This window comes from Nocardia sp. NPDC101769 (assembly GCF_044766925.1).
Classification (GTDB): Bacteria; Actinomycetota; Actinomycetes; order Mycobacteriales; family Mycobacteriaceae; genus Nocardia.
On record NZ_JBIWMX010000010.1, the window covers coordinates 203,286 to 229,216 of the forward strand.

Sequence of the window (25,931 nt, forward strand, 5' to 3'; positions counted from 1 at the left end):
GATGGTTCACACTCGCGATGATCTTGCCGTCGTGCCGCCCCGAGCAGGGCGCCGGCTTCACATGCGAATCGGGCGAAGTCCCCACCACACAGTCCCCCGCCACATTCCGCGGATCCCTGCACCCGGCGGTCCCACCGGCCACCAGCACCGCCAAGGGCACGGCCGCGATCATCACTCCCCAACGCACGGTTGCGCAGCGTAGCCGGAGGTACCGCGTAGGACAACGCCTGTTTCAGGCAGCGCCTTTCAAGACACGCGGACGCCGAACCGCCGCCGGTACTCGACGGGCGCGATCCCCACCACCCGCTGGAAGTGATGCCGCAGCAGCGCCCCGGACCCGAATCCACAACGGTGAGCGAGGGATTCGAGATCCAGGTCGGTGTCCTCCAGCAACTGCTTGGCCAGCAGCACCCGCTGCCCGGTCAGCCATTTCACCGGCGTCGTCCCGGTCTCGGCGGCGAAGCGGCGCGCGAAGGTGCGCGTCGACATGGCACTGCGCATGGCCAGCGCTTCGACCGTGTGCGGCAGTTCCAGATGCTCACCCATCCAGTGCAGGGTCTCGCTGAGGCTGTCGGAATCGCAGTCCACCACCGGCCGCTCGATGAACTGCCGCTGCCCGCCATCGCGTTGCGGCGGCACGACCATGCGACGGGCGATGGCATTGGCGACGCTGCTGCCCAGTTCGCGCCGCACCAGATGCAGGCAGGCGTCGATGCCGGCCGCGGTCCCCGCGCTGGTGATGAGATTGCCCTCGTCCACGTACAGGACATCGGGATCGACGGTGGCCTGCGGAAACTGTTCCGCCAGCAGATCGACATACCGCCAGTGCGTGGTGCACTTGCGCCCGTCGAGCAGCCCGGCCGCGCCCGCGAGGAAGACCCCCGAGCACACCGTGAGCACCGTGGCCCCGGCCTGCGCGGCATCCCGCACGGCATCCACCACGCGCTCGTCGAAAGGGTTGTCCGCGGAGATCGGAAAGGCCGGAATGGCAACGAGATCCGCGTCGCGCAGCTCCTCCAGCCCGTACTCCGGGGTCACGTGAATGCCCGGTGAGCTGGACTTCAGCGGTTTCCCGGGCTCCGCGCCGCAGACCCGGTAGTCGAAGGCGGGCAGTCCGTCGGCGGTCCGGTCGAGACCGAAAACCTCACAGACGACACCGAATTCGAACATGGCGAGGTGGTCGTTGAGTACGACGGCGACCTTCGAGAGCATGGCCCGATCCCCTCTGGCCGGATATTTGCGAACAATGTCAGAACAGCCACTGTTGGCAGGAACTTCCCTAGAGAAAACTTACTGCCATGCAAGCACTGTCCGCAATCGTCGCAGCCGGAACCGCCATGGCGGCACTCGGCACCCTGACTTTCGGCTTCATGGCCGGAGACACCACCGAACCCCTCGATGAGAGCGAGATCCGCGCATGACCGCCATCACCTCCGGCCACAGCCAGTTCCACACCGCGACCGGCTCCTCCGAGGCAGTCGCCATGTTCCGCCGCATCGTCGCCCTGCTGGCCGCGGCCGGCCGGGTCGTCCCCTTCCACCGCGAAAACGCCTGGGAGACGGCCGGTTCCAGCCATGTCGTCGACCGCGACCGCGACCGTATGGCGCTCGAGATCCGCGCCCTGTCGACCTACCGCGAACACAACTGACGGGCGGTGAGACACCGCCCGTCAGGGAATCCATCCAGCGCCGTCAGCGCCGACGGCAGCAGCTGCGGCTGCGGCTAGACCGCGTCGCCCGGGCCCACCTGCGGCTTCGGGGCGCGCATGCGGCGGACCTGCGAGGCGCGCACGAAGGCGTACCAGCCCAGCGACAACGAGGAATCCGCGGTGTCCGGGTAGCGCTCCCGGACCCGCTTGTTCACGATCCGGCCGAGGACGACGCCCTCGATGATCATGAACAGCATCATCACCAGCGTGGCCAGCGTGACGATCGCCTGGAGCGCCGGCGTCACGATCATGCTGAGGATCAGCACCAGCGCCAGCGGCATGAACAGGCCGAGCAGATTGCGGCGCGCGTCCACGATGTCGCGGACGTACTTCTTGACCGGACCCTTGTCGCGCGGGAGCAGGAACTGCTCCTCACCGGCGAGCATGCGGGACCGCCGATCGTTCATATCGGCCTTGCGCTCGGCCGAGGACGCCTTGCGCTCCTCCTTGGTCCCGCGCAGCGCCTTGCGGCGGGCGCGAGCCTCCTTGGCGGTCTTGGGCGCGGGCGCCACCGGACCGCGCCGACGGCCCTCGGCTTCCCGCCGCGACGGGGTCGGCCGTCCTTTACCCAGGGTGACGGTCTTGTCCTCCACCGCGGCGACGGCATCGGTGCTGGAGCTGTCGGAGGTGGGGGTGGACTCGCCACGGCGCAGGAACTTCACGCCGACCAGGCTATTCGATGACATGTCCGCCGGAAAATCCTGGTCTGCCGGATTGTTGTGTTGCACACCTCACCAGCTATCTGTCAGCGACTGCACAACCTGGGCCGTCCGGGGAATACGTGCCGCGTAGGATGGGGAATAGTCGCCTGCCAGCGGGTGTTGGTAGCCATCGAGACGGGCCCGGGGAGTGCCTTCACGGGTTGAAAACAGGTCCCTTAGGAGAGTTCATGACTGTGCAGAACGAGACCACCACTCACGGTGTGACTCTGACCGACGCCGCCGCCTCGAAGGCCAAGGCGCTGCTGGATCAGGAAGGCCGCGACGATCTCGCCCTTCGCATCGCAGTCCAGCCCGGTGGTTGCGCGGGCCTCCGCTACCAGCTCTTCTTCGACGACCGCAGCCTCGACGGCGACCTGGTCGTGGAGTTCGGCGGCGTCAAGCTCGCGGTCGACCGCATGAGCGCCCCCTACGTCCAGGGCGCCTCGATCGACTTCGTCGACACCATCGAGAAGCAGGGTTTCACCATCGACAACCCGAATGCCACCGGCTCCTGCGCCTGCGGCGACAGCTTCAACTGACATACCGCCCGCCAGCGCGGAACGTCCGGCACCGGATGTTCCGCGCTGTTGTGTGCGCTGACTCGTACGAGATCTGGAACACCCGGTCTCGGACAGAGTAGTTTCGAACTGCGGCCATATCGGCCGCGTAATCCACCCCCGGCCCCCGCGTCTGTCATCTCCGTATCCGGTGCGCAGCCGCACGTCACCGAAGGATCCCCCGTGACCATCGCCGTGTCCGCTTCCATCGCGACCGATCACCTCATGCGTTTCCCGGGCAAGTTCTCCGATGTGCTGCTGGCCGACCAGCTGCAGCACGTGTCGCTCAGCTTCCTCGTCGACGATCTGGTCATCCGCAAGGGCGGCGTGGCCGGCAACATCAGCTACGCCATGGGCGTGCTGGGCCGCACCCCGCTGCTGGTCGGCGCCGTCGGCCAGGACTGGGGCGAGTACCGGAAGTGGTTGGAGGACAACGGCGTCGACTGCTCGGCCGTGCGCGTCTCCACCGAGGCCCACACCGCGCGCTTCGTCTGCACCACCGACGAGTCCATGGCGCAGATCGCCTCCTTCTACCCGGGCGCCATGACCGAGGCCCGCGAGATCGACATCACCCAGCTGGGCCGCGACCTCGAACTGGTGCTCGTCGGCGCCGACGACCCGGAAGCCATGCTGCGCCACACCGATCAGTGCCGCACCGCCGGAATCCGCTTCGCCGCGGACCCTTCCCAGCAGCTGGCGCTGGTGGACGGGGAGGCCATCGTGCGCCTGATCGACGGCGCGGACTACCTGTTCACCAATGAGTACGAATGGGGCATCCTGCTCCAGAAGACCGGCCTGAGCGAGGCGGAAATCGGTGAGCGCGTGGGCATTCGCGTCACCACCCTGGGCGCCAAGGGCGCCAAGATCGTCGACCGCGACGGCACCGAACTGCACGTCGACGTGGTCCCCGACATCGCCAAGGTCGACCCGACCGGCGTCGGCGACGGCTTCCGCGCGGGCTTCCTCACCGGACAGTCCGCGGGCCTGTCCCTGGAGCGTTCGGCCCAGCTCGGCTCGCTGGTCGCCGTGCTGGTGCTGGAAACCGTTGGGCCGCAGGACTGGAACCTCGACCACGACGTGGCGATGAAGCGCCTGCGCGGGGCGTACGGCGCCGAGGCCGCGGACGAGATCGAAGCCATTCTGCGCTGAGGATCAGCGAACTTTCCGGATCCGCACGCCGATAATATCGTCGGCGTGCGGATCTTCTCCGCTGACCGAGTCCGTCACCCCGCCTACCCTGACGGTCGAGGCGAACACCACGGAGTTGCGGGCGACCGACCGTCAGGCCCCGAACACCTGCTCGGCCGAACCCGCTGTCGCGGCCCTGTCGAGCCAGATATCGAGTTGCTCGATATCGGTGCATGCCCCGACACTAGCGACGATCGACTCATCCACGGTGATCCCTCGGCTCCGGAGAACCGCCAGCAATGCCTTGGCCTCCCCCTTGGCCTCGCCTTCGACCTCCCCCTCGGCTTTGCCCCGCCTGAAGTAGCGCCGGGCGAACTCACTTTTGTACTCATACGTTCCGGCGGTCATGAGGCTCTCCAAGAAGTGCCGGGCCGCTCGTGGCAAGACGGCCATTACCAGGTCAGGACCACGACGATATCGGCCCGGCACTCCGTGGGGTCGATATCCGGGCAGTCGCCGGATTCCAGTCGGGCATGGTCGAATTCGGGTAGAGGGATGTCGGTCACGAAGGGCAGTAGGTCGGCGACCAGTTGCGGGCGGTGCCGGAACAGGTCGATGAGTACTTCGTGCAGGACCGAAGGCATGCGGGGAAGTTAGCAGCAGGGACCGACAGGAAATCCGCAGGTCAATCGCCTATTTCGGGCAAATGGGCAGGATCCGGATGCAAGTGTCCGATGCGTTGGCAATACGCTGTGACGCATGGCCTCCGACCGTTTGTACTTCCGCCAGTTGCTCTCCGGCCGCGACTGGGCCGTGGGCGATCCGATCGCCACGCAGATGCGCAACTTCGCCTACCTGATCGGGGATCGGGACAGCGGTGAATGCGTGGTCGTCGACCCGGCCTACGAGGCCGGGCAGCTCGCTGACATCGCCGAGGCCGACGGCATGCGACTGACCGGGGTCCTGGCCACCCACCACCACCCCGACCATGTCGGCGGCACCATGATGGGCTTCACCCTGCGCGGGGTGAAGGAGTTGCTGGAGAAGACCGATGTGGCGGTCCACGTCAATGCCGAGGAACTACCCTGGGTCGCCAACGTCACCGGCATCGCGCCCAGCGAGCTGACCGGCCACGCACACGGCGACAAGGTCGCGGTCGGCGACTTCGAGATCGAACTCCTGCACACCCCCGGCCACACGCCGGGCAGCCAGTGCTTCCTGTTCGAGGACCGGCTGATCGCGGGCGACACCCTCTTCGTCGACGGCTGCGGCCGCACCGACTTCCCCGGCGGCGATTCCGACGCCATGTTCCGCAGCCTGCGCTACCTGGCCGACCTGAAGTCGAACCCGACGGTCTATCCCGGCCACTGGTACTCGGACGAGCCCAGCGCGTCGCTGACCCACATCAAGGAACACAACTACGTCATGCGCCCCCAGACCCTGGAGCAGTGGCACATGTTCATGCCCAGCTGACCCGATCGCCCCGCGGCATCGGTTTCAGCGGTGGGTGCTGCACCCTGACATGTCAACGCCCGCCCCAAATGCTCTCGGGGCGGGCGCCTTTCGTTCCGCGGTCAGGCCATGGTGCGCAGCCAGCCGTGACTGTCGGCGAAGGTGCCGCGCTGGATGCCGGTGAGGCTCTCGCGCAGCGCCATGGTCACCTCGCCGGGTTCGCCGGTGCCGATGGTGAATTCACCCTCGGCGGAGCGGACCGAGCCGACCGGAATGACCACGGCGGCGGTGCCGCAACCGAAAACCTCGGTGATCTCACCGGATTCGACGCCGCTCTTCCATTCCTCGACGGAGATCTTCCGCTCCTCGACCTTGTAGCCGGAGTCGGCGGCCAGGGTGATGAGCGAGTCGCGGGTGATGCCGGGGAGCAGGGAGCCGGAGAGCTCCGGGGTCACCAGACGGGCGTCGGACCCGCTGCCGAAGACGAAGAAGAGGTTGTTGGTGCCCATCTCCTCCACGTAGCGGCGCTCGCAGGCGTCCAGCCACACCACCTGGTCGCAGCCTTTCTCGGCGGCCTGCTGCTGGGCCAGCAGCGAGGCGGCGTAGTTGCCCGCCACCTTGGCCTCGCCGGTGCCACCGGGAGCCGCTCGCACGTACTCGGTGGACAGCCACACCTTGACCGGCTTCAGACCGCGCGGGAAGTACGCACCGGCGGGACCACCGAGCAGCAGGTACTTGTAGGAGGCAGCCGGCTTCACGCCCAGCCCGACCTCGGTGGAGAACATGAACGGCCGCAGGTACAGCGACTCCTCGCCGCCGGCGGCGGGCACCCAGTCCGCATCCACCTCGAGCAGCTGGCGGATCGATTCGATGAACAGCTCCTCGGGCAGCTGCGCCATCGCCATGCGCGCGGCGGAGCGGCGGAAGCGCGCGGCATTGGCATCCACCCGGAAGGTGGCGATGCTGCCGTCGGCCTGACGGTAGGCCTTCAGGCCCTCGAAGATGGCCTGGCCGTAGTGGAACACCATGGTGGCCGGGTCCATGGCCAGGGAGCCGTAGGGCTCGACGCGGCCGTTGGTCCACTGCCCGTCCAGATAATCCATCGACACCATGTGATCGGTGAAGTAGCGTCCGAACCCCGGCTCCGCGAGAATCTCCTGCCGCCGCTCCGCCGGTAGTGGCGCGGGATGCGGTACACGGGTGAACTGCGCGGCAAGTGTCATGACCGGGAGTCTAATTCGCCGCCCTCGACCGACGGGTTCGGGCTACCCCTGGCCGGGCCGTTCGGTAACCGGCCGTCCTCCATGCCCCTGGATAGGGTGGACGGCGTGTATCCGGAGCATCCGCTGTCGAAGCCGCCCAGTTCCCACCGGCCTCTGGTGATCGCACTGATCGCCGTGAGCGCACTCGGCCTGGTCGCCATCCTCGTCGTGGCAGCGATGATGCCCGTACACACCGTGACCGGTACCGCGCTGCCCGCAGACCAATACGGGCCACAGGACACCGTGACCCGCACCAAACCGCTGCCCACCACGACGACGAGCGCACCGAGATCCACCATTGCCTCACTCACGCCGGGATGGCAGACGTCCTACTCCATCTCGCGCAATGCCGTGTACGACGTACCGCAGGACTGGACGGTCCCGACACCGACCACCATCGTCGGCTTCGAGGGCGGCGGCGGGCGCGTGGTGATGAGCGGCGCGGCGGAACTCTCCCCGAAGGCGTGCGACGGCCACCATTCGAAAGCCATCGCCGGCGTGACGGGCTCGAAACTGGGCGACGTGTCCGCGGCGGCCAAGGACGTGGCCGGCAGCTGGGCCACCGTGGCCGGAGCCAACGACGACCGCCCCAACTCCACCTACACCCTGAGCGACGTCGAAACCCTCACGGTGCAGGGCAAACCCGCCGCACACGTGACGGCGACCCTCGCCAACCCGGGCCCGAACGACTGCTCGCATCCGGCCACCTCGATCGTCCACGCCGTCGCGGTCCCCGGCAACAACGGCCAGTCCGTGGTCATGGTCTTCTACGCCGACCAGGGCACGGACGGGACCGCCACCGACGACACCATCCGAACGATGTTCAACACCCTCCGCCCCGCCGGACTCGACGCCGCAGCCTGCAAACAGGACAACGACGTCGTCGGCACCTGGTGCGGCTGAGGCTGAAAGTTACTGCCCCAAGTGCAGTTCGAAGGTCATCATGCTGCGCCCCGGACCGTTGTAATCCTCGACCGGTGCGGATCTCTCGATGGGCAGGAAACCTGCTCAGGCAGTGCGGGTTTCGACGAACGGGGGGCGGATGACCTCGCAGCGCAGGCGGCGGCCGCGGACGTCGACCTCGACCTCGTCGCCGGGCTCGAGGCCCGCGGCGGTGTCGAGAAGGGCGAGGGCGATGCCGACCTTGAGCGTGGGCGAGAAAGTGCCGGAGGTGGTTTCGCCGACCTGGGCGTCACCGCGCATCACGGTCTGGCCCTGCCGGAGCACGCCCCTGTCGATCGCCTTGAGCCCCATCAGGATTCGACGGGGACCGGCCGCCTTCTCGGCATCCAGTGCCGACTTGCCCCAGAACTCGGGCTTCTTCCAGCCGACGGCCCAGCCGGTGCGGGCCTGCAGCGGCGAAATGTCCAGGGACAGTTCGTGTCCGTGCAGCGGGTAGCCCATCTCGGTGCGCAGGGTGTCGCGCGCGCCGAGTCCGGCGGGCTGGCCACCGGCGGCCTGCACCTCGCTCACCAGCGCACGGAAGACGTCCCCGGCGTCCGCCCAGCGGGGCAGCAACTCGTAGCCGTGCTCACCGGTGTAACCGGTGCGGCACACCCGGATCGGGCGGCCGTCCCATTCGGCGTCGGCATAGGCCATGTACTCCATGTCGGTCGGCAGACCGAGCTTGGCGAGGACCTCCGCCGACCGCGGACCCTGCACGGCGAAGACCGCGTACCCGCGATGCTCATCGGTGACGGTGACACCCTCCGGGGCGACCTTCTGCAGCTCCGCCACCACGGTCGCGGTATTCGCCGCATTGGGCACCAGGAAGATCTCGTCATCGCTCACGTAGTAGGCGATGAGGTCGTCGATGACCCCGCCCTCCGGCGTGCAGCACAGCGTGTACTGCGCCTTTCCCGGGCGAATCCGATTCAGGTCGTTGGTGAGTGCCGAGTTCACGAAGGCAGCGGCACCTGCCCCCTTGACCGTCGCCTTGCCGAGATGGCTGACGTCGAAAAGCCCCACAGCGGTGCGCACCGCCGTGTGCTCCCCCACGGTCCCCGCGTACGAAACCGGCATCTCCCACCCCCCGAACGGAGCGAAGGTAGCGCCCAGCTCGACATGGACGGCGTGGATGGGTCCCTGCAGCAGCTTCTCGTCGGTCACCCGAAGCAGCTTATCGGCCCGCCCGCACCCGAGTGACAGCGGAACCGAACGGGTGGCCGTCCGGCGTGGTGCCTCGATTCACATGCCGAGGCTGCGAGCGATTCCGGGCCACGCATTGTGAAAGTCGACCTGCCACGAGGTCCAGTTGTGGCCGCCCCCGGGGAGGTAATCGAACGTGGCCGGGATGTCCAGGTCTTCGATGCTGGATTGCAGCGCGCGGGTGCAGGTTTCGACGGTGGATTCCAGTGCCGTGCTGGACGCGCCGACCTGGCCGCCGCCCGCCGCGGCCGGGTTCGCACCGGTTCCGGCGGCCAGATAGAGGTCGGTACCACGGAGTTTTTCGAGGTTGGCGGGGGTGGACGGGTCATTCGCGGTCCAGGCCGGTGAGCCGTCGAGGCCCCAGATGTTCCAGGGGTTGCCGCCGCCGGAGAGAACCGTGGCCTGCAGGTAGCGGCGGCCGGGGTCGGTGCTGGTCTGGGCGCATCCGCTGAAGGAGCCGACGCTCTGGTAGAGGCCGGGGGCGGATTCGGCGAGGGCGAGGGTCGAGGTGGCCGACATCGACACTCCCGCAAGGGCATTGCGGCCGGACGCGCCGAGGGCCGAGTCCATGACGGGCGGAAGTTCCTGGGTGAGGAAGGTGGTCCACTTGTTGCGGCCGAGCATGGGATCGTCGGACTGCCAGTCCGTGTAGTAGGTGTAGCGGCCGTCGAGGACGTTCACCACATTGACGTTCTGGTCGGCCAGGAAGCCGACGACATCGGTGCGGGTTTCCCAGGAGACCTCGTTGCCGTTTCCATCGACGCCGTCTTCAGCGCCATTGAGCAGATACACCGTCGGACGTGGCGTGGAATTGTCGGCGGCGCGAATGACCGAGAGTTCGATGACACGGTTCATCGCAGCCGAATACACGAATACGGTGGATTTGCGATCGTCCCGCTGCACCGCATGGTCGATATGCGAGCCATCGACGGCAAATACCGCGCCGGAATTCAGCGGTTCCGCAGCGGACACGAGCCCCGGCATCACAGCGAAGCCCGCCGCCACCAGGGCGATTCCCGCCGCCGCCCACCGACGCCGGCCACCTGCACTCGTCATCTCCGCCTCAAACCCATTCGATCGATTCCCCTCACCCTCTCTACCGAGCCCGTCAGAACCACGCAATAACGCACTTCTCACACCCCGCCCCGACCTCCGGACAACCCGGTCCCAACACCCACACAGGCCACGAACGCGGCCTCGTCCATGACCTCGATACGCTGCCCCCGCATCCGCAACTCGGCAACCCGGCGCGCCTTCGTCGTGGTGAACGCGTCGGGATCCACACCACGAAAGCCGTCACCAATGACCAGCCGGGTCGTGCGCCGAGTGACGTTCCGAGCCGGAGTCGCACCACATGCCGCGATGGCATCCCACGCTTGCTGGCGAGTCATCGCGACGAGATCACCTGTGAATACGATGATTTCGCCATACAGCGGGTGGGACGGATCGGTGCCCGTCACGGTCGGCAGCACCAATTCCTCACGCCCGAACCAGGATCGGCGTGGAGGACGTCCGGCCGCGGTCGACACGCTCAGCCCCGCAGGCCCCGGCGTCTCTATCAGTGTGTCAGCCCCAGACTTTCGCGATTTCCGATCGGTCCGCAGGGGCCGGTCGACCACCATGCGCTCGAGCGCCGACAGTGAATCGGCTCCGGCCCGGGCAGCCAGGGCGATCACGATGTCGGCCGCCGCGGCGGCGTCGGCGGCCGCGTCGTGGTGGTTGGTGAAGTCGATGCCCAGAGCCGCCGCGACATGGGGCAGCCGGTAGCTGTCGAGACTCAGGTGGCGGCGGGCCAGGGCGAGGCTGCAGCTGTAGGACCAGGCGGGTACCCGAATTCCGCTGCGGCCGCAGGCTTCCCGTATTGCGCTGCTGTCGAATCCGACATTGTGAGCGATGACGGGCAGCTCACCGACCAGGCTCTCGGCCTCCGGCCAGCGCTGCGCGAACTCCGGCTTGTCGCCGACCATCGCCGCCGAGATCCCGTGCACGCGAATGTTGTGCCAGTTGAAGAAGTCCAGCCCCGCCGGCGGACGGCACAGCCACGTCGCGGTCTCCTCGCGCCGCCCGTCCCGCACCACGGTGACGCCAACCGCGCAGATACTGCCGCGCGCGGAATTAGCGGTCTCGACATCGATGGCGGCGAACGACAGTCCCGCCATACTCACCGCACCGCGAGCGGCAACGGCCGTGCGGCCGCGCCACCGAGGTCCTCCAGAAATGGCCGAGCGAGCCGTAGCGACTCGAACGCCGCCCACGCGTCTGCCAGATCGGCGAGCCCCCGTGCCAGCGTGAGCACCGGCCGGATGTGATCATCGGCCACATCCACCTGAAACTGCGGCAGTGAGACCTCACCGGGCGCCACGATCACCGGCCACTGCGGCCTGGTGAGCTTTCCACCACTCGCATCCTGATGCTCAACGAACCGCTGGTCAGCCGATTCGATTGCGGCCCGGACGGTTTCGACAGTCGCATCGACATCGACAATCCCGGCGGCCCCGACAATCCGACCGTTCGCACCCAGCACGGCAGCCCCAACGCCCGCCACGTCCGCCGACTGGTCACCCTCGCCCGCCGCCCCAGCCTGCTGAGCCCCATTGCCGACGGCCTCGGCGGCAGCGGCGTCATTGCCCGCCACGACGATCGGGTATCCGACCGTGAGGCTCTCGATCTCCGCCTTGCGCGATCGATCCAGCACCCACGCACCCGATAGCCGCGACTCTCCCAGCGCCGCACCGACATTCACATGCCAGATGACCAGCCGCTCCCCAGCCGCACCGAGCACCGCGAGGGTATGAAGGTCGAACGAGGCAGCCATAACGCTCCACGGTCGTGACGGACAGATACCGCGTTACGTTAGAGCATCCCCCCGACAAACTGTCGCGGACCCCACGCGAATCATCAACGGAGCCAAACAGTTCCGACCGACCAGTGTTCCACCGTACAACCCGTCAGCTCGCCCGCCCCCGTCCTACTTCCCACGGTGAATCAGCTTGCGAAGACAGCGACCCCACGATCGCTCGAAGGATCCATGTCCGACTCGCCGCCGACCGACCGCAGCACGGCCGCGCGCTGCGGCCGTGCTGCGGTGACCACCTGCTCGGGGATGGACCCGACGTGTCGAACCTCCGGTCTCGACCTGCCGTTCTGCCGACCCCGCTCGAGGTCAGACCAGTTCGGGGACGCGCAAATGCGCCAAGGCCAATTCGAATTCGCGGACGTCGACAGCCTCGACGCGCGCCTGCCGGGCGGCGTCCACGCGCAACGCGGCCGACGCGATCCGGTTGCGTTCGATCGCCTCGGCATTCTCGTAGACACTGGACGAGACGGCACGACCCGACGACCTGTTCACCATCAGGCTCGCGCTGCAGAATCCCTCGAGCTGCTGCTCCATACCGGGCAAGGTGTGGTCCCGGTAGACCTCGATGGCGTTGTCGACCCTGCTGGGATCGGTCTTCACCCAGGTGACGCGTGCACACGCGCCTTGCGGCGTCAGATGCGCGCGATGCATGGCCACGATCTCCCATTCCTCGACCATCGGACTGCCGCCGAATTTCTCTGCCGCGCGATTTCGAATCGGGATCACCTGTTCGGCGCTCGCCCGCATGGCGTCCTCGGATTCCCATGAGGTCGTCACGATGCACCGGCCGGTGTGCCGATCGACGAGCAACGAAAGCCCGATACAGCCGGGAATACCCTGCAGCTCCGGCATAGCCTCGTCCCGCACATGTGCGATCCCGGATTCGAGAGCGGAAAGTTGCGCCTGAAGCGTGGTAGACCGTGCGAACACGATCCACCTCCTTTCTGCACAGAGGCAGCGCCCGGTGGCGCCACCGGTGCCTCTCACAGTGCCCCCTCCCGATCACCAGGGCAATAGCGGGCCGGCTCCACCCGCATCGGGCAGTCCCATGACGGCCCGATCTCCGGCGTCGCGACCTTCGTCGACCATCGTCGCCGTGGCCGACGAACAGTCGCCCTTACCTCTCCCGCAGTGGACCGCACCGAAAGAGGCCGGTCATCTTTCACTTACGCGCGACGGTCGAGGACACCAGCCCGCCGATGTACTGAACGATGGGCGTCTCCTCCGAACTGCTCCTCAGCGCGACGCGGTTCCCGGTTCTCGCGTTCCAGCTCCGCAGCCGTGCGGTCCGACATCGTCAACGGTTCCTCGGCGACCGGATTCTTCTTCCGGTGCGCCGCAACCCAATTCGTCAGTGTCCCGGAGTTGATACCAAAATCTGCGCGATCGGTCCGTAGTGGTATGGGCACGGTGTGGGGCGCAACCTCCATATGTACGTGATGCCGGCCGAACTATTCGAAGAGGCCGACAGGGAACGTAGCGCCAGCTCTCCCTGTCCGGAGGGGCTCCGGGAATCATGCCGGGTCTCTCCCCCGTACACGCCTTTTCACGTCCGAGTGCCTCATCGATCGGCCGGGGACTCCGTAGAATCGAGTGATGACGTTCCTCCGGCAATCCGAGGAACTTCCCGATCTCAGCAAGATCGAGAACCGGGCATCATCGGTTGCCCAGATGCTGGTCGACCGTATCGCCGAGACTCCAGAGGCTGAGGCGTTCCGATTCCCTGATGGCGAGGGCTGGACCAGTGTGTCCTGGAAGCAGTTCGGTGACCGCGTCGACATACTCGCCGCCGGGCTGATCGCCCTGGGAATCCAGGCCGAAGAACGGGTCGCGCTGGTGTCGTCCACGCGCTACGAATGGGTGCTCGCCGACTTCGCCGTGATGTGCGCTGGCGCGGCCACCACCACCGTGTACCCCACCACCAACGCGCCCGGCGTCGCGTTCATCATCGCCAACTCGGGCAGCCGTATCGTGGTTGCCGAGGATCAGGCACAGGTCGACAAGCTGATCGAGCATCGCGCCGAGTTGCCCGACGTGCAAAGGGTGGTGATCTTCGATGGCGAGGGCGACGGAGACTGGGTGATCACCCTCGACAACCTCGAAAAGCTCGGATACGGACTGCTCGCCGAATCCCCCGACGCGATCGCCGATCGCATCCGCGGCATCCGGCCCGCGCACCTGGGCAGCATCATGTACACCTCCGGGACGACCGGCACCCCGAAGGGTGTTCGGCTGCCGCATTCCGCATGGACGTACAGCGCCGCAGCAATCGACGCGTTGAATGTCCTCAGCCCCGACGACCTGAACTTTCTGTGGCTGCCGCTGTCCCACGCTTTCGGCAAGGTGATGTTGGCGCTGTCACCGCTGATCGGCTTTCCCACGGCGGTCGATGGCCGGGTTGACAGAATCGTGGACAACCTCGCGATACTGCGCCCCACCATCATGGCGGCCGCCCCTCGCATCTTCGAAAAGGCGCATGCCCGTATCGAGGGCATGGTGGCAGAAGAAGGCGGGATCAAGAAAAAGCTCTTCGACTGGGCGCTCGGGGTTGGCCTGAAGGCCTCGCGTGCCAGGCAGTCAGGCGAGGATCCGTCGTTGCTGGTTTCCTTGCAGCACAAAGTCGCCGACAGGCTGGTGCTTTCCAAAGTCCGTGAACGCTTCGGTGGTCGGCTGAGGTTCTTCGTTTCGGCATCGGCCCCCTTGGACCGCGATGTCGCGCAGTGGTTCGACGCGATCGGCATCGTCGTTCTCGAAGGCTACGGCCTGACCGAGACCGCCGCCGCCTCGTTCATCAACCGACCGGATGCGTACCGCTTCGGAACTGTAGGCAAACCGTTCCCCGACACCGAGGTCGAGATCGCCGAGGACGGCGAGATCCTGCTCAGAAGTCCCGGTGTGATGAGTGGATATCACGACCGCCCGGATGCCACCTCCGAGGCTTTGGATGCGGACGGCTGGTTCCGCACCGGCGACATCGGCGAGATCGACGCAGAAGGATTCCTGCACATCACCGACCGCAAGAAGGACTTGTTCAAGACCTCGCAGGGCAAGTACGTCGCACCCTCCGCGATTGCCGCCATGTTCAAGGGAATATGTCCTTACGCAGCGGAATTCATCGTCTACGGAGAGACACGACCTTATTGCGTCGCATTGGTCGGCCTCGACACCCAGAGCATCACCGATTGGGCCGGCAAGCACGGTCTGGCAGACAAACCGCTCGCCGAAATCGCGCGGGACAAGAAGACCTACGACGTGATCGAGGCCTACGTCGCCCACCTCAACACCCAACTCAATCGCTGGGAACAGATCAAGAAGTTCGACATCATCGACCACGAATTGTCCGTCGAGGCCGGTGATCTCACACCGAGTATGAAGCTGCGCCGCAAGATAGTCATCGAGAACCTCGCCGACAGCATCGACGCCCTCTATGTCTGAAGTCGATCGATGACTTTCGCTTCGAGCCGGCCGTGGGCGACGAGCCGACCATCTCGTCGAAGACGACGGGTCGGCGCCGCTGCGGTGAGGCGCAGGCCCTGGACCATGGATTTGTTTCGGCTCTGGGCACGAGTTCGGCTCAGCCCCAGCGGATCTCGAGCAGGTCGTCGGCTCCGCGGTCGATATGGGTGTGGAACCGGCGGCTGATGTGGGTCAGCGTCTTACCCAGCCAATCGGCATCGGCCCGGGAAGCATGTTCGAGCCGCATGCGGCGTATCCGCATCGGCAGCATCCGGATTCCGGTCGGCTGCCCGCCGGGATCGACCGAAACCAGGTAGAGCAGCCGCAGTTCGGGACGGTAGGACCCGTACCCGGGGATGCCTTCGTAGTCGTCGATGACATCGCCGCAGCCGTAGAGAATCGGTCTGCCGTGGTAGATCTCGACGGGGCGAGGATGGTGCGATGAATGCCCGTGCACGATGTCGACGCCGGCGTCGACGAGCCGTTGCGCGAATTGGATTTCGCTCTGTCCGATCCCGTAGCCCCAGTTCGAGCCCCAATGCACGGACACGATCAGAATATCGTCGGAACGCTTGTGCGCCAACGCTTCCGCCGCGACATGGTCGGCGACAGCACGGCCCAACGGATCACCGGCCAGCCACACTCCCGGCCGATCATCCTGTGCGGCCCACGCCAGCGGCACGCCGCTGCTGGTGCTGGCGACCGAGACGATGACCACCCGCCGCCCGGCGGCCGGCTCCACCACCACCGGGCGGCAGGCCGCGGCGATGCTCGTTCCCGCCCCGGCCGTGCGAATGTTCGCCGCGGCGAGCGCGTCGAGAGTATCGCGCAGGCCACGGTCCCCGAAATCGAGAATGTGATTGTTGGCCAACGCGCAGGCATCGGGACGAAACGCTTTCAGCGTCGCGATATTGGCGGGGTTCATCCGATAATGGATGCCCTTGGCCGGCGCGAATACGCCGTCGATGGTGATCGTGGTTTCGAGGTTTATCAGCCGGACCTCGGGTGCCAGCTGGTCTAGCATCGGCCCGACATCGCCCCACGGCCAGTCGAAGCCCACCGGGTACGGTATCGGCCCGTTCGTCTTCTCGGCCAACTCGACGTAGCGGCGGGCGTCATCGACCCACGGTTCGCACAACTGCGGATCACCCGGATGCGGCTGGATCTGGTCGACGCCGCGACCGAGCATCACATCACCGCCCAGCACCACGGTGACCGGACTCTGTTGCGGTGGACTGCTCGTCTGCGTCATCGTTTCGGCCCCAGAACAAGACCTGCCCGAGAGTGCTTTACCTGTTCGTGACGACGGGGTGTCCCGATCGGCCTCAGCGTCCCGGATCGCTCGATTCACCACTTCAGGCAGGACACCGGGTTTCCCGGCATCATCAATGATTCACGGCCCCAACCGGATTCGGTCGGGCCGAAGGTCCCCGATCCAGCGACCGAATGTCATCCGACCGTTCACGACCGACTCGAAAGCGACTGGCCGCAGTGATTCTCTTCCGCTGAGACGGCGGCGTGAGCAGTCCGCAATGGCCGTCGTAGCGGTGGTACAGCACGCAACCGCGGTTGCGATCCCGGTCGCGGAAGAACACGAACGGTCACCCGGTCAGTTCCAAACGCACGATCGCGCCCTCCACGGTCGGCACCCGCGCGGGTGCCGGTGACGACCGTGACCGGCACCCGCGCGACCAACACGGTCCGAACAGCACGTCGAAGGGATACCGTTCCGATGACCTTCGCTTCTGGGCGGGATAGGGGCAGAAGCGCAGAATCTATATATCGCACGAATTGATTCGCCGAGGCAAAGGTTCGGACGGCAATGTGGTCAACCGACAAGATGAGATTCCCCCAATGGCGCGGGAACGCCGCAGAATGATCCCCACCGACGAGCCGTGTTGATTGCACCCTCATAGCCACCTGAATACCGCAGACCTATCGGTCCGCATGAGTGGAAGGCATCGTTATGAAGGTCCGAAGTGATTCATTCGAGGACAATGCGCGCATTCCGGGCGCGTTCGCCTACGGCGTACCGGATGCCGTGCACCATGTCCGGGCGGGTGCCAATAGCAACCCGCATCTGGCGTGGGACGAGGTGCCGGCGGGAACACGATCGTTCGCGGTCGTGTGCTGCGACATCGACGTACCCCACACCGTCTCGGACGTGAACATCGAGGGGCGAACGGTGCCGAAGGAATTGCCCCGCAACGACTTCTACCATTTGGTGCTTTTCGATATCCCGGCCGGCGTGCGGCAGATCGCCGCAGGCAGCCTCCAGACCGCACACGGCAGGCCAGGCCCGGCTGCACCCCAGAACGCGCGGTACGGCCTCAACGACTTCAGCAGTGCGGGAAACGATCATTACGGCTACGACGGCCCCTGCCCGCCCTGGAACGACCAGCGCATCCATCACTACGTGTTCACCGTCAGCGCCCTGGATGTCGAACAGCTGCCGCTCCAACGGGCAGTGACCGGAAAACGGCTGCGCCAAGCGATGACCGGCCACATCCTGGGGCAAGCCGAGCTCGTCGGCACCTACACACTCAACTCCGGCCTGAACTCGAACTGAGGCGCCCGACCGCATGGCACGCCGGGGCGACCGCCGGTTCCAGGGGCGGCCGGGAGGAGCGCGCCGTGGATGGCTACCGGCTGAGTTTTCGGGGGCAGATCGGCTCCGCGCCGCTGGTCACGCGTGGCCGCGGGTAACGGCCGAACTTGTAGCTCGACGGCATGCCTGCACGAATCCAGACGCTGACCCAAGGCGCAGGCGACGCTCTGCCGACCTCCGTCCGGATGGACCGCCAGATCACAGCCCCGAACCTTGTCGGCGAAGCTGCTCGGTTCCGAGCTCGGTTTTCCGGCGTTGCGATGGCTGATCAGGGCAGTTGAATCTTGTGCTCGTGGTTCGCGACGGCTTGCTGAAGCCGGACCCGCGACAGTGTATGCGGCCCGCATTCGCAGGAAGCGGGCAACGCGTCATCGACAAAGCCATCACCGGCAAGCAGATCCGCGTACCGGGTGCCATGCCCGTGAGCGCTGTGCGCAGCATCGACGAAATCCCGCGACCCATGCGCGTGCGGCCCGGTCGCCGACTGATACACCGCGCCGGCCGGCGTATCGAACACCGCCGCCACGTGGTGGCCACAACCGCACCGTACCTGCGTCAACGTATGCCCCGCCCGGTCCGTCAGTGAGTCCAGCGTTTGCTGGGCCAGCCGGCGTCGTTCCGGTGCGGACAGATTCGAAACGTTTGTCATCAATCCACGATCACTCCTCACAGGTCTCAGCGGCAAGGCCCAAATGCTCGAGAGAAAGGACGATCGGCCCGCCTTTCCCATGTGACGTCGCTTGCTCCGAACCACGTCTGCTCGAGAGCCCCTTCATCGAAGAGATCAACTGGGCCCTGGCCCGCCAGTTCGGCTACGGCAAAGACTCGAAGTAGGCCATCCACACCGATGTCTTTCGGTCGCAGCTGGTCAGCCCGCCGCCTCCCACTGCCCACCGTCCCCGATGAACCGGGCCTTCATCGCCGAGGATGAGGAGCACGCAAAGTACATCAAGGTCGGCGGTAGCTACGTTTCGTACATACAAAGTCAGCTAAGCGCAGAGTTGGTCGACCTTACTCGAAGGAGACCGCGTGAGCTGGCCACCACACCGGAGCGAAGAGCGGGTCTGGGACCCTGGTCAGCGTCACAGCTCGCGGGCGGATCGGGCGCTTGATCGGACCACGGTCGCGATTCCGCCCAGAATAGGCGAGCTCAACTACCGCAACCGATGTGCTCGCGGAGCTGGACGCGCTGAGCGCGGCCATCGGCCGACGCACAATCGAGAACCTGTGAATCACTTGGTGTAGTGGTCAAGGCCCGTCATCAACAACGCGGATGGGATATACCGCGGCGCGCAGACGAACCCGTGCCTACGACAGAGCGATCGCATCCTCGACGATCCGGCGCGGGACCTCGAAACGGACCCGCACGCGTTTGGGGTCGGCGGTAGAGGCGCTGATCGCGGCGATGTATTCGTTGTTCTTCGCCATGGCCGCGCGAGCCTCGGCGACGATTCGGGGCCGAACGCGCTCGAGCTGTTCGGGGTGGTAGCCGGACAGGACGACCCCCCAGCTTTCCAGCAGCGCCCGGTTGATCGGGGAGCGCCGATCGTTCCCGGCGGGCCAGCGCCGGAAGGAGTAGTCGCCGAATATGATTCGCGCGTTGATCATGCCGCGTTCGAAGGCGGCGAACCAGGATTCGAGGTGCGCGTCGGAGACCTGTCCAACATCGTCGATGAGTTCGGTGGTGGCGTCGAGCAGGTTCTCCAACGACCCGTAGGAGTCGTACTCCTGCAGATCCGGAAGGGTGTAGAAGGCCAGGAAACGCAGGACGGCCTCACGGTCGTTCATCCGGACGTGATTGCGCAGCACACCGCCGGTCGCCGCGTGGAAGACCTCGGTGGAGGCACACCGCTTGAGCAGATTCCGGCTGCGCGCGCTGCTCATGCAGTGCCGAATCTCCATGGCGTTCAACGGCTCTCCACCCGTGTTGATGCGCTTGAAGATGTCGTACTTGACGCGGTTGGGCGTGGACGGCTCGATCACGTGCACCACGATCTGCGCGTTGTGAAGGCGGCGGCGCAGCGGCGGATCCAGTTCCGCGAAGGTCTTCTCGCGCTCGCCCTCGAGGTATTCGAGCTCGTCGAGCGCGAAACCGCCCTTCACGAACTCGTGCACGGTGGACAACCGCTGCAGGCCGTCCACCACGCGGAACATCCCGCCGCGGTCCTCGGCGAAATAGAAGGCGGGCAGGGGAATCTGCAGCAGCAGGCTCTCGATGAGCCGAGATTTCTGGCGGCCCTTCCACACTCGGTTGCGTTGAAAATCGGGAGCCAATTCGAGATCGCTGTCGTCGATCATGTCGAGGACGTTGCGCAGGGAGAACGTGCGGGTGGAGATCCGGATCTGCTCGGGATCCCACGGCGCCGCCCGACGGTCCTCGAACGGGTCGTCGTTCCGCTCGATTTCGACGCCGGTCGGCTCACCGTAGAAGACTTCCTCCACCACGGCTGGGGCCTGATCACGCAGGGTCACGGTGGTGTCGGCCGGGGATGTCGCGATTGCCGGTGCGCTGGGGTAGAAGACTTCCTCCACCACGGCTGGAGCCTGATCACGCAGGGTCACGGTGGTGTCGGCCGGGGATGTCGCGATTGCCGGTGCGCTGGAACGGAAGTAGTGGTCGAAGACGCTGGCGGTGCGGGCGTCCAGCTCGGCCGCAGCGAGCCCGGCGAATGCGGCGACGTCACCCATCGCGGGCAACCACCTGTCCTCCATCACCGCCCCCAGACGGTGCGCGAATTGCTGGCGTCGCTCGGCCTCGTCGAGGAACGGCGGCAGGAAGCAGCCGAAGATCAGCCGCAGCGAGGGGCCACCCAGACCGAGGAAATACAACCAGTAGGGAAACTCGTCGTCGAGCAGTCGAACGAACTGACGGACCGGTTCCATCTCGAACAGTTCGGTCGGGATGTGCTCGTAGCCTTCGATGACCAGTTCGACTGCGCCCATGAAGATTCGGGCGCGTTCCGGCGAAACGAAGCACGAGTTGAGGGCCTCGAGGGCAGGCCCCAGGTCCCCGTTTTCGATATCTTCGCGCGGTATCACGACAACCAGCTGATCGGGAGAGAACACCAAGCTTCCTTCTGGTTCGAGCGGTCCGCCGAACACCCTACCGAGGCGGCCGGGCGTAGGGATGCTTCCGACTACCGCTGACCGGAAAACACCAGCTCGGGTGTCTTCTCGCTGAATCGGTCACTGTATCGGTCGATTTCACCGACGCTAGTATTCGCGTGGTTGTCCGGCCATGGAGAAGGTGAACATGGTCGCGGAGATCACGGTGAGGCACGCCGCCGGGCAGAACAACAAGCTCATCAGGCAAATCCATCTGCTGGTTGTCGCCCGGATCGATGCTCGCCGCAGCGGGTGGTCTCGCACTCGGAACGATGATCTTCGCTCTCGAGAGCCTGGTTCGAGGACGGGTGGGGGTCCGAAAACGGTATGACACACCACCTCGCGGTCTGATGGTTCACAGCTCACCCACCGCTCGCGATCAGGCCGGAACCTTATGGGCAGCAACGGAACACAACACGGTGGCACCAAAGCAGCTGCCGCCGTGATCACTACCGCAGCTGTGCGGCGGAATCTCATCGCCAACTACGAAACACCCGTCGCCGCCACCCGATCGACCTCGGCGGCGGCCCTCTCACGAGACAAGGCCATATGAGGGAGCCTCCACACTTCGAGGGATTGGCACTCGGCCAGGCCGGAGAGAGGCCTAGGCGGTCGCTTCCTGGTAACGTTCGGGCTCGATTGATCTCGCTCATGCGTGAAAAACGTTGCGGGTGAACTCAATATGACGAGGGGGCGGCATGGAGGTGTCGGCACAGGAGTTGCGGGGCGTGGCGACGACGATCGACGGGTTCGCAGACGCGGTGGCGAAGCTGCCCACTTTCGCCGGTCCGTTTGCTCCTTCAGGGCTCCTGGGTACCTTGGGCTCGGATCTGGCGGGATCGGCTACCGCGTCCCAGCTCGATAGGATCGAGGCGGTGCGGTCCAAGGCAATGGGCGTGGTGAAGGGCCGCTATCAAGAATTCGCCGGGCTGCTGCGCACATCTGCCGACGCTTATCACGGCACCGACGAGGATGCCGCAGCCCGGTTCGCGGCTCTTGGAGATCTCAACAGCGGGACGCGCTGAGCATGGCCACGCCCAGCAAATCTACGGTGATGGGCTGGATCGTCGACCTCGGGAATCTGGCGCCGACGATCGAGTCGATCGCGAAGGGCGTCAGAGACAACGCCTCGTCGATGCACAAAACCATCGATGGCATGAACTGGTCCGGGAAAGGGCGTGACGGCGCTGACGGGCGGGTCGATCGCGAACGCCAGCAGATGGGCGTGGTCGCGGACGCCTTCGACGATCTTGCGACGGCGTGTCGCAACGGTCAGTCGACGTTGGAGCCGATGGTCGCCTCGGCCCGTCAAACGGTGACCCACCTGAATGATGATTTCTACAAGGTCTCTGAGGATTGGTACGTCGAGGACACATACAACTACGCGGAAGCCCTGCTCCTGGCCGGAAGCGAGCAAGTGAAGGACCAGATCAACCAGTTGCAGATCGACCGGAAGAACGAGGCCGCGAATCAGACGGTCGGCCTGCAACGGCTGGCGGCCGATATCGGGGCGGCCGATGACGCCATCGCCACGGCGCTGAGCACGGCACTGGCCTCGATCGAGCAGCTGACTCCGGCCTCGGCAGGGCTGAATCCCGTAGTCGCACAGCAGGATCTGGACGCGTGGAAGAACGGGAAGGCGACCCCTGATCAGCTCGAGCGGCTGCAGCTGGCGACCCAGCTGACTCCGGACCAGCTCCAGGATCTACTCAACGGCAAGGATGTGGATCTGCCGCAGGAGCGATTCGACTACCTGCGCACCCTGATGCGAGGAATGGACGGGATGAGCGTCTCCGACATCTCGCAACTCGGTGACAAACTACCGGTGGACAAGCAGGGAACGCTCAAAACGGGCTTGGTCGACGCGATGCAGCTGATGTCGAACCCGCAGATCAAGACTGTCGGCGACGATAAGGTCGAGGACCAGGGCGGGATGATTCAGTTGCCCACCCAGGTGCAAACACTGCTGAAGGAGAACCCGGTCCGGCGCAGCGAAAAAGCCCCGGCCAGTGAGTTCGCCGGCAACTTCATCGACATCCCTCACGAAGGCGACTTCAACACGTTCGTCGATCTGCTGGGCAAAGGGAATCCGGGATTGGCCCAGGGCAGCGACCTCGACCGCGGACTGCTCAAACAAGGCGCGGAGATCGGCGCAGCGACTGCGACCAACCTCGTGCTGGAGCCGAAACCGCACGGTGCGACCGACCTCGCCGACCGCATGCTGAATCAGGCCGGCGGTGACCGGCTAGCCGTCCACGACCTGCTGTACGGCACCAATATGCAGTGCACGGTCACCGACGGCGGACATTACGACGCACCCTCGCATGTGGCCGACCTGCTCGGTCGGGACTGGCACGGTCACGAGGACGGCGTCAGCAAGGTCGTCGAGACCGCCGGCCGATACGCCACTTCGGCTGATCCCACCCTGAATCAGCAATCAGGCGAGGCATCCTGGGCGCTGGCGAACTATGCGAGCACCCACGCCCACGACCTGCTCCACCTCGATGGCGGCGATCAGTCCATCGGGATGGTGGACCCGAAGATGACCAAGGCGCTCGGCCAAACCCTGGCGTCGTATATTCCTGACATGGTCGGCACTACCGAGGGCGCCTTCGGCACGCACGGCTTCGGTGCGATCGATCAGGCGAATGTGAAGAACATCTTCGCTGTCATCGATTCCAACAAGGACGCCGCCGTCGACTTCAACCGCGCCGCATACGTGTCGATCGCGCAGATGAACCAGGCCTTCGGGGCGCACGGCGGCACCGACTACGCGCTCGGCGAATGGGCCGGAAGAATCGATGCCGCCGCCCAGTCTGGCATGCAGCTCGAACTCGACGGCCGGAAAATGGATCAGGCCACCCAACTCAAATACGAGCAGACGATCCTCGATTCGATGAAGGACGTCGCCGCCTTCGGAGGCAAGCACATCCCCCGGCTCGGCATACCCGCACTCGGCGGATCGAATAGCCTGCCAATGGGATTCAGTATCAGCGACTTCACCGAGCTGGGTGTCAAGGTCGCGGCTCCGGAGGTGAAGAACTGGCTGTTCGGGGCCGTGCCCGAGCTCAAGCCGAACGCCGAACTGGACGGGTACGGCAGTCAGTCGAAACAGTTTTACAACATTCTTCAAGGCATGACACTGACCTCCGACCACCCCGACTACTCGAAAGACCCGAACATAGGCCGATACTTCGACAGCAACGGCAATTTGATGTCGTTCGACGACATCAAACGTCTCGACGGCAAGAACGGAGAAAATAGTCTCCCCGTGTTCAAAGGGAACATGAAGAATTTTCTCCCAGGACTCGTCGCATACGACGACGGCTGGACGGCAGCTCACAATAAATCGGAGTGGCATCCACGATGACAGCGTCGCGATTCAAGAGTGCATGGAGGCTGGTAAGCGCGGCCTTGGGGCTCACAGCACTGCTGACTGCCTGCACGAACAGCGCACCGGCATATCAGATTCCCGACGAGCTGGAGTTCAGCTTCCGGTGGTCCGCCGAGCCCGGGATCGGGCTGACGTCCGATGCTGCGATCATCGCTCGGGCATATATGGAATCGGCGTTCATCTCGTACCGGACCGACCGACACGGTTGGCCGATGGCGATGCCGAGCAAGTACTCCTATCCCGGTTACGCTGCAGCTTCGCCAGAAACAGGTGACCACTATATCCGCGGCGACGGTCTATCAATGGCGTACCTCGAGCCCCCCAGCACTCGAACCGTGGGAACCTTTTACGCGCAGTTGCTGGAGTTGAAGACTGACGACTCCACACAGCCCGGGGTGCCGCAAACTACACCGCCCACATGGAATGCCACGATGTGCGTCTGGGTCGACGGACTGGACTTGAAATCGTCTCCAGCCGACAAGGATCCGTTTAATGGTCAGTATCACCCATTCGTGAATGTCAGCGGCGCCGGGACCCTTCCAGACGGTGGCCGGACGGTTCGACTCACCATGCAGCAACCGCCAAGCGGCCAGCCGACACGCCTCTCCGCAGGTGAGGGTCCGGCACGGTATCCGACCACCGACGTGTTCGGCGACTGGAAAATCACCGAAGCGAAGATGACAGACCCGGGAACGAATTCCCCTGGCGAGCAGAACCTCTGTGCCGATCGCCCCGACAACCCCGTTCCCGCCGCATTGCGAGGCCGGGACTCCCGTACGGAATCCGACGTACCCGCACCCACGCTCGACCCGTATCCGGGCTGGCCGGGGAGCAAGCAGTAGTCCATCAGCAAGTCACTCGTTCGGAGCGTGCAGTGAGCTGGTTGAACCTACCCGAGGAGATCAGAGCCGCCCTCACGAAACCCCCTGGGGTATCAAGTAACTCGCCGAATACGACGGATACCAACGACTTAGAGGACGACGAAGGCCAGAACGTGGCCGCGGCGCCGAAATTCACCAACGCCATCAGCTATGAGGACTGGAAGCGCGACCGCGAGTGGACAATCCTGGCGCCGCCGTGGTGATGACAGCCCGTACTACCCACCGCGGAAGAAGCGCAAGGTCCGGCCCTGGGTGCTCGGCGGCTTTTCCGCGGTCGTTCTGCTGTTCTTCGGCGGCTGCGCAATCCCAATACGGTTCCCGGAAGCTCAAGTTCCACCGGTTGCCACCATCGAAACCGGCTGGCGCACACTCGAATCTCGTCCGTTCCGACTGGTGCACGCCGACGTACACCGCAAGAACATGATCATCCGCGATGGGCAAGAGGTCGTGTTCCTCGACTGGGAGCTGGCCCTGTACGGCGACCCGGTATACGACGTGGCCCCGCACCTGCACAAGATGGGCTACCAGCCGGACGAGTACGCGACATTCCTACGACTGTGGGCGACCGCCGAGCCCGAGGAGTAATTGTCAAAACCTGTGTATCGGTATGTTTTAGGCGACCTCCGTTCGGGTGGAATCGGCCGACCCGGCTGATGGTGGCGGGGTGATGTCGC

General features: G+C 65.3%; 26 protein-coding genes. 13 read left to right on the plus strand and 13 right to left on the minus strand.

Annotated features, from left to right (window positions below; all coding sequences use genetic code 11):
- Window positions 1–246: 246 nt before the first annotated feature.
- On the minus strand, window positions 247–1,212 hold the full coding sequence (locus tag ACIRRA_RS18640) for a helix-turn-helix domain-containing protein (protein ID WP_402769210.1): 966 nt from the start codon (window positions 1,210–1,212) through the stop codon (window positions 247–249).
- An 86-nt stretch (window positions 1,213–1,298) separates the two neighbouring features.
- On the opposite strand from ACIRRA_RS18640, the gene ACIRRA_RS18645 reads away from it, so the two are divergent.
- Together ACIRRA_RS18645 and ACIRRA_RS18650 are read left to right on the plus strand one after the other, a co-directional pair.
- Window positions 1,299–1,421, plus strand: coding sequence for a hypothetical protein (locus ACIRRA_RS18645; protein WP_364616437.1), 123 nt, complete (start codon window positions 1,299–1,301; stop codon window positions 1,419–1,421).
- Window positions 1,418–1,648: a hypothetical protein gene (locus ACIRRA_RS18650; RefSeq protein WP_402769213.1), complete on the plus strand. Its 231-nt coding sequence runs from the start codon at window positions 1,418–1,420 to the stop codon at window positions 1,646–1,648. The genes ACIRRA_RS18645 and ACIRRA_RS18650 overlap by 4 nt, the downstream gene beginning before the upstream one ends.
- Window positions 1,649–1,722: 74 nt before the next feature.
- Here ACIRRA_RS18650 and ACIRRA_RS18655 read toward each other — a convergent pair whose 3' ends face one another.
- Entirely contained in the window at window positions 1,723–2,394 is a 672-nt protein-coding gene (locus ACIRRA_RS18655; protein ID WP_402769216.1) for a DUF3043 domain-containing protein, read from the minus strand.
- A gap of 203 nt (window positions 2,395–2,597) precedes the next feature.
- Here ACIRRA_RS18655 and ACIRRA_RS18660 point away from each other — a divergent pair, with 203 nt between their 5' ends.
- Both ACIRRA_RS18660 and ACIRRA_RS18665 read left to right on the plus strand, forming a co-directional pair.
- On the plus strand, window positions 2,598–2,948 hold the full coding sequence (locus ACIRRA_RS18660) for an iron-sulfur cluster assembly accessory protein (protein ID WP_033089671.1): 351 nt from the start codon (window positions 2,598–2,600) through the stop codon (window positions 2,946–2,948).
- Window positions 2,949–3,149: 201 nt separating this feature from the next.
- Window positions 3,150–4,115, plus strand: a complete 966-nt coding sequence (locus tag ACIRRA_RS18665) for a carbohydrate kinase family protein (protein ID WP_402769220.1) — start codon at window positions 3,150–3,152, stop codon at window positions 4,113–4,115.
- A 132-nt stretch (window positions 4,116–4,247) separates the two neighbouring features.
- Here ACIRRA_RS18665 and ACIRRA_RS18670 read toward each other — a convergent pair whose 3' ends face one another.
- Both ACIRRA_RS18670 and ACIRRA_RS18675 read right to left on the minus strand, forming a co-directional pair.
- The gene (locus ACIRRA_RS18670) at window positions 4,248–4,502 is read right to left on the minus strand and encodes a hypothetical protein (protein WP_402769222.1); all 255 of its coding nucleotides are present in this window, start codon (window positions 4,500–4,502) and stop codon (window positions 4,248–4,250) included.
- 44 nt (window positions 4,503–4,546) lie between these two features.
- Window positions 4,547–4,738 (minus strand): hypothetical protein, encoded by a 192-nt coding sequence (locus tag ACIRRA_RS18675; RefSeq protein WP_402769224.1) that lies wholly within the window; start codon window positions 4,736–4,738, stop codon window positions 4,547–4,549.
- Between the two features lie 115 nt (window positions 4,739–4,853).
- Here ACIRRA_RS18675 and ACIRRA_RS18680 point away from each other — a divergent pair, with 115 nt between their 5' ends.
- Window positions 4,854–5,567 carry an MBL fold metallo-hydrolase gene (locus ACIRRA_RS18680; protein WP_354847762.1) on the plus strand — a complete coding sequence of 238 codons (714 nt, stop codon included), beginning with the start codon at window positions 4,854–4,856 and terminating at the stop codon, window positions 5,565–5,567.
- Between the two features lie 101 nt (window positions 5,568–5,668).
- Here the strand turns inward: ACIRRA_RS18680 and ACIRRA_RS18685 are convergent, their stop codons facing one another.
- Window positions 5,669–6,769 carry a branched-chain amino acid aminotransferase gene (locus tag ACIRRA_RS18685; RefSeq protein ID WP_402769228.1) on the minus strand — a complete coding sequence of 367 codons (1,101 nt, stop codon included), beginning with the start codon at window positions 6,767–6,769 and terminating at the stop codon, window positions 5,669–5,671.
- A 105-nt stretch (window positions 6,770–6,874) separates the two neighbouring features.
- On the opposite strand from ACIRRA_RS18685, the gene ACIRRA_RS18690 reads away from it, so the two are divergent.
- The gene (locus ACIRRA_RS18690) at window positions 6,875–7,711 is read left to right on the plus strand and encodes a hypothetical protein (protein WP_402769230.1); all 837 of its coding nucleotides are present in this window, start codon (window positions 6,875–6,877) and stop codon (window positions 7,709–7,711) included.
- Between the two features lie 105 nt (window positions 7,712–7,816).
- Here ACIRRA_RS18690 and gcvT read toward each other — a convergent pair whose 3' ends face one another.
- The 5 genes from gcvT to ACIRRA_RS18715 form a co-directional block, all read right to left on the minus strand.
- A complete protein-coding gene (gcvT, locus tag ACIRRA_RS18695) occupies window positions 7,817–8,917 on the minus strand; it encodes a glycine cleavage system aminomethyltransferase GcvT (protein ID WP_402769233.1) in 1,101 nt (366 codons plus the stop codon).
- Window positions 8,918–8,995: 78 nt separating this feature from the next.
- Window positions 8,996–10,012, minus strand: coding sequence for an alpha/beta hydrolase (locus tag ACIRRA_RS18700; protein ID WP_402769236.1), 1,017 nt, complete (start codon window positions 10,010–10,012; stop codon window positions 8,996–8,998).
- A 77-nt stretch (window positions 10,013–10,089) separates the two neighbouring features.
- The gene (locus ACIRRA_RS18705) at window positions 10,090–11,115 is read right to left on the minus strand and encodes an exonuclease domain-containing protein (protein ID WP_402769239.1); all 1,026 of its coding nucleotides are present in this window, start codon (window positions 11,113–11,115) and stop codon (window positions 10,090–10,092) included.
- A 2-nt stretch (window positions 11,116–11,117) separates the two neighbouring features.
- Complete coding sequence (locus ACIRRA_RS18710; protein ID WP_402769242.1) at window positions 11,118–11,771, minus strand: hypothetical protein; 654 nt, start codon at window positions 11,769–11,771, stop codon at window positions 11,118–11,120.
- A gap of 348 nt (window positions 11,772–12,119) precedes the next feature.
- Window positions 12,120–12,743 carry an antibiotic biosynthesis monooxygenase family protein gene (locus ACIRRA_RS18715; protein ID WP_402769245.1) on the minus strand — a complete coding sequence of 208 codons (624 nt, stop codon included), beginning with the start codon at window positions 12,741–12,743 and terminating at the stop codon, window positions 12,120–12,122.
- Between the two features lie 666 nt (window positions 12,744–13,409).
- Between ACIRRA_RS18715 and ACIRRA_RS18720 the strand changes: the two genes are divergently transcribed.
- Window positions 13,410–15,248: an AMP-dependent synthetase/ligase gene (locus tag ACIRRA_RS18720; RefSeq protein ID WP_402769248.1), complete on the plus strand. Its 1,839-nt coding sequence runs from the start codon at window positions 13,410–13,412 to the stop codon at window positions 15,246–15,248.
- A 139-nt stretch (window positions 15,249–15,387) separates the two neighbouring features.
- Here ACIRRA_RS18720 and ACIRRA_RS18725 read toward each other — a convergent pair whose 3' ends face one another.
- Window positions 15,388–16,521 carry a CapA family protein gene (locus ACIRRA_RS18725; RefSeq protein ID WP_402769251.1) on the minus strand — a complete coding sequence of 378 codons (1,134 nt, stop codon included), beginning with the start codon at window positions 16,519–16,521 and terminating at the stop codon, window positions 15,388–15,390.
- 714 nt (window positions 16,522–17,235) lie between these two features.
- Here ACIRRA_RS18725 and ACIRRA_RS18730 point away from each other — a divergent pair.
- Entirely contained in the window at window positions 17,236–17,838 is a 603-nt protein-coding gene (locus tag ACIRRA_RS18730; protein WP_402769254.1) for a YbhB/YbcL family Raf kinase inhibitor-like protein, read from the plus strand.
- Window positions 17,839–18,145: 307 nt separating this feature from the next.
- Here the strand turns inward: ACIRRA_RS18730 and ACIRRA_RS18735 are convergent, their stop codons facing one another.
- Both ACIRRA_RS18735 and ACIRRA_RS18740 read right to left on the minus strand, forming a co-directional pair.
- Window positions 18,146–18,526 (minus strand): hypothetical protein, encoded by a 381-nt coding sequence (locus tag ACIRRA_RS18735; RefSeq protein ID WP_402769257.1) that lies wholly within the window; start codon window positions 18,524–18,526, stop codon window positions 18,146–18,148.
- Between the two features lie 659 nt (window positions 18,527–19,185).
- Entirely contained in the window at window positions 19,186–20,943 is a 1,758-nt protein-coding gene (locus tag ACIRRA_RS18740) for a DUF262 domain-containing protein (RefSeq protein ID WP_402769260.1), read from the minus strand.
- Between the two features lie 737 nt (window positions 20,944–21,680).
- Here ACIRRA_RS18740 and ACIRRA_RS18745 point away from each other — a divergent pair.
- Genes ACIRRA_RS18745 through ACIRRA_RS18765 form a run of 5 tightly spaced genes read left to right on the plus strand, consistent with a single transcriptional unit; the run spans window position 21,681 to window position 25,842 of the window.
- The gene (locus tag ACIRRA_RS18745; protein ID WP_402769263.1) at window positions 21,681–22,007 is read left to right on the plus strand and encodes a type VII secretion target; all 327 of its coding nucleotides are present in this window, start codon (window positions 21,681–21,683) and stop codon (window positions 22,005–22,007) included.
- 2 nt (window positions 22,008–22,009) lie between these two features.
- The gene (locus tag ACIRRA_RS18750; RefSeq protein ID WP_402769265.1) at window positions 22,010–24,352 is read left to right on the plus strand and encodes a hypothetical protein; all 2,343 of its coding nucleotides are present in this window, start codon (window positions 22,010–22,012) and stop codon (window positions 24,350–24,352) included.
- On the plus strand, window positions 24,337–25,218 hold the full coding sequence (locus ACIRRA_RS18755; protein WP_402769268.1) for a hypothetical protein: 882 nt from the start codon (window positions 24,337–24,339) through the stop codon (window positions 25,216–25,218). The genes ACIRRA_RS18750 and ACIRRA_RS18755 overlap by 16 nt, the downstream gene beginning before the upstream one ends.
- A 32-nt stretch (window positions 25,219–25,250) precedes the next feature.
- Window positions 25,251–25,460, plus strand: coding sequence for a hypothetical protein (locus ACIRRA_RS18760; protein ID WP_402769317.1), 210 nt, complete (start codon window positions 25,251–25,253; stop codon window positions 25,458–25,460).
- The gene (locus ACIRRA_RS18765; RefSeq protein ID WP_402769271.1) at window positions 25,408–25,842 is read left to right on the plus strand and encodes a phosphotransferase family protein; all 435 of its coding nucleotides are present in this window, start codon (window positions 25,408–25,410) and stop codon (window positions 25,840–25,842) included. The genes ACIRRA_RS18760 and ACIRRA_RS18765 overlap by 53 nt, the downstream gene beginning before the upstream one ends.
- Window positions 25,843–25,931 lie beyond the last annotated feature (89 nt).